5 protein-coding genes are annotated in these 4,584 nt (G+C 53.4%); all 5 read right to left on the reverse strand.

Going from position 1 to position 4,584, the window contains the following annotated elements; translation table 11 throughout:
• Positions 1-217: 217 nt before the first annotated feature.
• Positions 218-814, reverse strand: a complete 597-nt coding sequence (gene napC / locus MHN01_RS17360) for a cytochrome c-type protein NapC (RefSeq protein WP_239412493.1) — start codon at positions 812-814, stop codon at positions 218-220.
• An 8-nt stretch (positions 815-822) separates the two neighbouring features.
• The gene (locus MHN01_RS17365) at positions 823-1,257 is read right to left on the reverse strand and encodes a nitrate reductase cytochrome c-type subunit (protein WP_075766823.1); all 435 of its coding nucleotides are present in this window, start codon (positions 1,255-1,257) and stop codon (positions 823-825) included.
• The gene (gene napH / locus MHN01_RS17370; RefSeq protein WP_239412494.1) at positions 1,247-2,113 is read right to left on the reverse strand and encodes a quinol dehydrogenase ferredoxin subunit NapH; all 867 of its coding nucleotides are present in this window, start codon (positions 2,111-2,113) and stop codon (positions 1,247-1,249) included. Before napH ends, MHN01_RS17365 begins: the two co-directional genes overlap by 11 nt.
• The gene (gene napG / locus MHN01_RS17375) at positions 2,113-2,877 is read right to left on the reverse strand and encodes a ferredoxin-type protein NapG (RefSeq protein WP_239412495.1); all 765 of its coding nucleotides are present in this window, start codon (positions 2,875-2,877) and stop codon (positions 2,113-2,115) included. Before napG ends, napH begins: the two co-directional genes overlap by 1 nt.
• Before the next feature lie 17 nt (positions 2,878-2,894).
• Positions 2,895-4,584 (reverse strand): nitrate reductase catalytic subunit NapA (napA, locus tag MHN01_RS17380; RefSeq protein ID WP_239412496.1); only part of this gene is annotated, 1,690 nt, incomplete at its 5' end.

Genomic DNA, 4,584 nt, shown 5'->3' on the forward strand with positions numbered 1-4,584 from the left:
ATCATCGGCCTGGATCAAGGCATGTTTGTTGGCGCCTTCTTTGCCGACAGTATGCGCAATGATGTCGATAAGTACCTTGAAAGCAAAGGTCACAAACCTCTTTTGAAGCAGCTCTACCAAAGTTTTGTTGCCGACCAGCGGCTACCAAGCTCAAACTTGTGATAAAGAAATCCCCAACCGACTGCTCGGTTGGGGATTTTCATTGCTTACTATATGACTAGATAGCTTTCTCTATTTTGTGGCCTTTCGGTAACTGGTGTGCGATACCTTTGTGGCAGTCTATACAAGTTTTACCAGCATCTTCTGCCTCGTTGTGGATCTTGGAGGCAACGGGCTTCTGGGTAGTGAGATCCATGTACTCGAAGTTATGACAGTTACGACACTCCTGCGAATCGTTGGCCTTCATCCTCTCCCACTCGCGTGAAGCCATCTCAAAACGATGATCCTCAAACTTCTTAGGCGTATCGACGATACCAAATGCTTTCGCGTAGAGTTCTTTACTGGCCTGGATCTTACGGACCATTTTCGGCACCCACTCTTTGGGCACATGGCAATCAGGGCAGGTTGCACGAACACCACTGCGGTTGTTGTAGTGAATGGTTCCGACATATTCCTGATAGACGTTATTCTCCATTTCATGACAACTGATGCAGAAGTCTTCCTGATTGGTCATTTCCATTGCGGTATTAAACCCGCCCCAGAATACGATCCCCACCACGATACCTACCGTCAGTATGCTTCCAATTGCGAAATGGCTCGGTTTTCTGAACCATATCCAGAAGCGCTGAATAAAGCCGGGTAGCTTAAGTCCCATACAACCTCCTATTGGCCAAATTTACCGGCAGGCTGAAAGGTATTTTCAACCAATGGTGTCGCATCGACCTGGGTAACGTGGCATTGCAGACAGAAATAACGACGTGGTGCCACATCCCCCAGCATTTTGTTGTCACGGTCCATATAGTGGGTCGGGCTGACACGTGGTGCGCCCGATTTACGGTACTTGTCCACATCGTGGCATTCCAGGCAGCCATTATTGCTCGGATTAAGCTGTACCTGATCAGTGGAGTGCGGGATCAACGGAGGCTGGTTAACATAATCAAGTGCGAGACGATCCTGTTTTTTCGGCACTTGCTTAATCGCCTCCACCTCATTGCTCTCGCCAATACCTTGATCGCCACGTAGCGAGGTAACCTCAGCGAATGCTGCTAAGCTAACAAATGCTGCAAGCAGTGCAGACACAACAAACTTACCCTTCATATTTGGCTCCAATTCTTGTTTTAAATTCCAATACCTTTTCGGAACAGACATCGATGCAGCGCCCGCAGCTGATACAGTCCTGGCTCATCACCCGACGATCGCCCTCTTTAAGCGGCTGGCGCAGTATTTCGGGTTCGGGGCACACGTTGAAGCAGTCCATACACTTGTTGCAGGCCTCGCGATTGGTGGCCGTTACCCGGAGCAGGCTCTTGCTGCCTATCACACCGTAAGTCGCACCCAGCGGACACAAATGCCCACACCAGCCGTGCTCGACTAACAACAGATCCAGCGCAAAAACCAGCACGATCAGGATCCAGCTCGCCCCCATGCCGAAAATCAAACCACGGTGCAATGCGGCAACCGGATCAATCCAGCTCCACAGCACAGTGCCCGACACGGCACTCCCCAGCAGCAACACTGGCAATAGCCAATAACGCAGACGAGACGACCAGTTGTAGCTGACCTTGAGCCCCAGTTTGCGCCTCAGCCATGCCGCCAGATCTGTCACCATATTCAACGGACAAACCCAACCGCAAAATACCCGCGGCCCGATCACGGCGTAAAACACCACCACGATCAGAGCGCCCAGCAAGGCCGTCAGCTCAGGCAGATGCCCGGCAGCAAGGGTTTGCAGCAAGATCAGCGGATCCGTCATGGGTATGGTGCCAAACAGGGTGCTTGATGACAGGTTGCCCCGCAGTACACCCAGTGTCGGACCAACCATAAACAAGCCGATAATCAGTAGCTGGCAGCTTCGGCGCAGCAGCAAGAAGCGATGGGCCTTCCACCAGCCCAGCGTTTTCACTGCTGCCTTGCCGGCATCTTTGGCATGATTTTTCGCATTGCGTATAGCCATTACTGACCTCCCCCAGTGCCTTCAGGTTTGCGAACGGGCAGTGTCAGATCTTCCGGGACCAGGCTTTCACCTTGTCGGGCCTTTTCTTCCCAGCCCAACCGGTAATGCTGCCCCATCTGTCCTTTCGCCAACGCCGTCGGTACCACCTTTATCGCCGCTTCATCCAGTACACAGGCCTGTTCGCATTTACCACAGCCTGTACAGACATCAGAGTGCACGGTTGGGATAAACTTGGCGTGATAGCCCGTTCGCTGGTTTCGAATCGGTTCAAGCGTGATCGCCTCATCGATCAACGGACAAACCCGGTGGCAGACATCGCATCGCAAGCCAAGCCAGTTCAGACAAGTTTCATGGTCTATCAGTACCGCCGTTCCCATCCTGGCGTCATCAATGTCCGTCAGGGCATGATCCAGGGCGCCACTCGGGCAGTCGACAACACAGGGAATGTCTTCACACATCTCGCACGGTATATCCCGAGCCGTAAAATACGGCGTGCCGGTCGCGACCGGAGAGAGGAGTGTCGCCAGCTTCAAGGTGTCATAGGGACAAGCCTGTACACACAAACCACAGCGCAGACACGCCTGAAGGAAATCAGGCTCATCCAGCGCCCCCGGAGGCCGGATCGGTACACCGACGTCGGCCTGGCTTTGCCTAGACTGCAACCCCAATACCGTGGCCGCGGCACCTACGCCTACGGCTGTCCGCACAGCATCTCGCAAGAAACGCCGGCGGCTGTCTGAAGTTCTAAAGCGCGGAGTCTTCATCGCTCTGTTCCTGTCTGTTAGGCCTTAACCACTTTCACCGCACATTTCTTGAAGTCGGTTTCTTTGGAAAGTGGATCCGTGGCATCCAGTGTGAGCTTATTTGTCAGCTGGCTGGCATCGAAGAACGGCATATATACCAAGCCCTGCGGCACCCTGTTCCGTCCCCTTGTTTCAACATGGGACAGTACTTCCCCGCGACGTGATGCAATCTTGATTGCATCGCCCCGGCGCAGACCGCGCTTCTTGGCATCCAGCGGATGCATATAAACCACAGCATCGGGGTACGAACGGTAAAGCTCAGGCACACGGCGAGTCATCGAACCGGTATGCCAGTGTTCGAGTACCCGACCAGTGGAGAGCCATAGGTCGTACTCCTCGTCCGGTGATTCCGCAGCCGGCTCGTAAGGCAACGCAAAGATCACGGCTTTCTTATCCGGCTTACCGTAGAAGGCAAATTCTTCGCCCTTGTTAACATAAGGGTCATAGCCTTCGGCATAACGCCAGACGGTTTCCTTGCCATCGACTACAGGCCAGCGCAAACCACGAGACTGGTGATACATATCGAACGGAGCCAAATCGTGGGCATGACCACGGCCAAAGTAGGCATATTCTTCGAACAGGCCTTTCTGGACATAGAAGCCAAAGTCACGCGATTCGTCATTGAGCTGATCCGCCGCCAGCTCGTCAGTACTGAACTTATTGACAGTGCCGTTCTCAAACAGCACTTCGAACAGTGTCTTGCCTTTGAGCTCAGGTTTCTTGGCAATCAGTTCCTGCGGCCACACTTCCTCGACCTTAAACCGCTTGGAGAACTCCATGAGCTGCCACAAATCAGACTTAGCCTCACCCGGTGGCGAAATCTGCTGACGCCAGAACTGAGTTCGACGCTCGGCATTACCGTAGGCACCTTCTTTTTCCACCCACATAGCCGTTGGCAAAATCAAATCCGAGGCCATGGCCGTGACAGTTGGGTAGGGATCGGAGGTCACAATAAAGTTGGCCGGATCGCGATAGCCTGGCAGGCGCTCCTGGTTAATATTAGGTCCTGCCTGCATGTTGTTGTTACACATCACCCAGTAGGCATTGAGCTTGCGGTCTTTGAGCATCCGGTCCTGAAGCACCGCATGATAGCCGGGTTTAGGCGGAATCGTCCCGGCCGGAATGTTCCACTTGGTTTCGCACATCTCACGGTGCTTGGGATTCATCACCACCATATCGGCCGGTAGGCGATGGGCAAATGTACCAACCTCACGCGCGGTTCCACAGGCCGATGGCTGACCGGTCAGTGAAAATGGTCCGCATCCGGGCTTGGAGATCTTACCGGTCAGCAGGTGAATGTTATAAACAAGGTTGTTGGCCCAGACTCCGCGGGTGTGCTGGTTAAAGCCCATTGTCCAGTAAGACACAACCTTAACATCAGGATCCGCGTACATCTCTGCCAGCTCATTCAGCTGATCAACCGGTACCCCCGACAGCTCGGAGGTATATTCCGCGGTATAGGTCGAAACGAACTTGGCATAGTCATCGAAGCTCATCGGCGTCGACTTCTTACTGCCAGGGTTTTTAGCGGCTTTTTCCAGCGGGTGGGTCGGACGCAAGCCGTAGCCGATATCCGTGTCACCCTTGCGAATATTGACGTGCTTGTCGAGGAACTCCTTGTTTACCTTGTTATTAGAAATAATGTAGTGGGCGATGAAATTGAGGATC

This window comes from Photobacterium sp. OFAV2-7, assembly GCF_022347985.1.
In the GTDB taxonomy this organism is placed as follows: Bacteria; Pseudomonadota; Gammaproteobacteria; order Enterobacterales; family Vibrionaceae; genus Photobacterium.